General features: G+C 65.7%; 3 protein-coding genes. 1 reads left to right on the plus strand and 2 read right to left on the minus strand.

Annotated features, from left to right (window positions below; genetic code table 11):
- Nucleotides 1-667 (plus strand): phospholipase D-like domain-containing protein (locus tag K728_RS0106915; protein ID WP_024476279.1); only part of this gene is annotated, 667 nt, incomplete at its 5' end.
- A 34-nt stretch (nucleotides 668-701) separates the two neighbouring features.
- On the opposite strand, the gene K728_RS0106920 is transcribed toward K728_RS0106915, so the two are convergent.
- Nucleotides 702-1,394 (minus strand): GntR family transcriptional regulator, encoded by a 693-nt coding sequence (locus tag K728_RS0106920; protein WP_443110937.1) that lies wholly within the window; start codon nucleotides 1,392-1,394, stop codon nucleotides 702-704.
- Between the two features lie 47 nt (nucleotides 1,395-1,441).
- Nucleotides 1,442-2,019, minus strand: a 578-nt coding sequence (locus K728_RS0106925; protein WP_024476281.1) for a gamma-glutamyltransferase, incomplete at its 5' end; no start/stop codon positions are given.

Raw genomic sequence — 2,019 nt, forward strand, 5'->3', positions numbered from 1 at the left:
CCACCTGCGGGTTGTCGGGCCGTCGGTCTGGGATTTGCGCGAAGCCTTTGTCAGCGTCTGGAATCTGGCCACCACACGGTCCCGGCAACCCCTGGACGACACCAGTGCCGGCTTCTGGGAGCCCCGCCTCCGGGCGGTCAACAACATTCCCGCCAACCTGGTGTTCCCGATTCGCGGCGTCTACCTGGATGCAATAAATCGAGCCAAGGACCACATTTACATCACCACCGCCTACTTCATTCCGGATCAGCAGATTCTGAACGCCCTGCTGCGGGCCAGTAAACGCGGGGTTGACGTCCGCGTGATCCTGCCAGAGGAATCAAACCATGTGCTCTCTGACTGGTTGTCCCGCGGCTTCTATTCATCACTGCTGGAGAACGGCATCCAGATCCTGCTCTATCAGAACGCCATGATCCATGCGAAGACGGCGACCGTGGACGGGCAATGGTCGACAGTCGGCACCGCCAACATTGACCGGTTGAGCCTGACCGGCAACTACGAGATCAACCTGGAGATCTTCGACGAGGGGCTGGCACACAACATGGAGCAGATCTTCGCGATCGACAGTGGCAACAGCCGGATTCTCACGATTAAGGAATGGGAGCGACGCCACCTTGTGGCCCGCGTCAGCGAGGCGATCCTCGCTCCCCTCCGCCCGCTCCTCTAGCGACGGTCAGCGGGAAAAACCGTGGGGGCCGGTCTCAGGGGGTGGCGAAGCGGTCCAGATATCCCACCCGGGACTGGTGGACGTGCCCGGCCATCAGCCGTTCGGCGTCGACCGGGTTGCCGGCGTCGATCGCTGCCATGATCAGCCGGTGCTCACCCCACGACTGCTTCCCCCGATGATCGACGTCCGTGGCGTAAAGCCATTCGATCTTGCCGGAAATCTGGCGCAGCAGGGCCGTCAATGAGGCGCTGCCGCTGAGATCGGCGATCCCCAGATGGAAGCGGATGTTCAGCTCGGGCAGCACCTTGAGGTTGCCCTCCGCCACGGCCTGGTCGCCGTCGTCGAGCAGGTCGGCGAGCAACCTACGGGTCTTCCACCACTCGACGCTGGGCTCGCCCGCACTGAACTGGGCCAACGCCCGCCGCGCCGCACGCCGCGCGGTGGCAGCCTCGAGCGCTTCACGGACGGCGAAGAGATCGTCGGCGTCGTCCACCGGAATTTCCGACACCGTCGATCCGGCGTACGGCCTGGAATCAACGAAACCCTCAGCCTCCAGCGCACGCAGCGCCTCCCGGACGGGGATGCGGGAGACCCCGTACTTGGCGGCGAGCGCCGCCTCGGTCACGCGGGTGCCAGGGCGCAGGGACCCGAAGATGATGTCATGCCGGATTTCGTCCTGCACCCGCTGTTTCGGGGCAGGATCGGCCGACTCTGGCTCAGGCGGCAAGAGCGGCACCGCGGATCGGTGCCGGCAGTTCCCGTGCGCCCCGCAGTTTAGCGTCCTGCCGCATAGCCTTGTGCTCCTCTGGGGTTGGCGGCGGCCTTCAGTACACCGGTTGCGGGGTCGCTCACAACCGAGGAGATGCGGCCGAGCGCCCAGTCGCCGGCCCTGGTCACCACGTGGCCGCGGCCTTCCAGATCGGAAATGACGTCGTCACCGAGGCGATCCTCCACCACGGCTCCCCCGGGTTCCCAGGTTCGGGGGAAGAAGGATCCGGGGATGGACGTGGTGTGCAGCGAGGGAGCGTCGATGGCCTGTTGTGGTGAGTAGCCGCCGACGACGGTGCGCAGAATGTAGAGCAGCTGCCACTGGTCCTGCTGGTCGCCGCCGGGTGATCCGAGCGCCACCACCGGGACGCTGTCCTTGAGGATCAGGGTCGGAGTCAAGGTGGTGCGGGGGCGTTTGCCGGGGCGCAGGGTCGACGGCGCACCGTCCTCCAGCCAGGTCATCTGCAACCGTGAGCCCAGGCAGAACCCGAGTTCGGGGATGGTCGGTGAGGACTGCAGCCAGCCGCCGGACGGCGTGGCGGAGACCATGTTGCCCCACTGGTCGACGACGTCGATATGGCAGG

It is taken from the genome of Arthrobacter sp. CAL618 (assembly GCF_000468215.1).
Classification (GTDB): Bacteria; Actinomycetota; Actinomycetes; order Actinomycetales; family Micrococcaceae; genus Arthrobacter_D.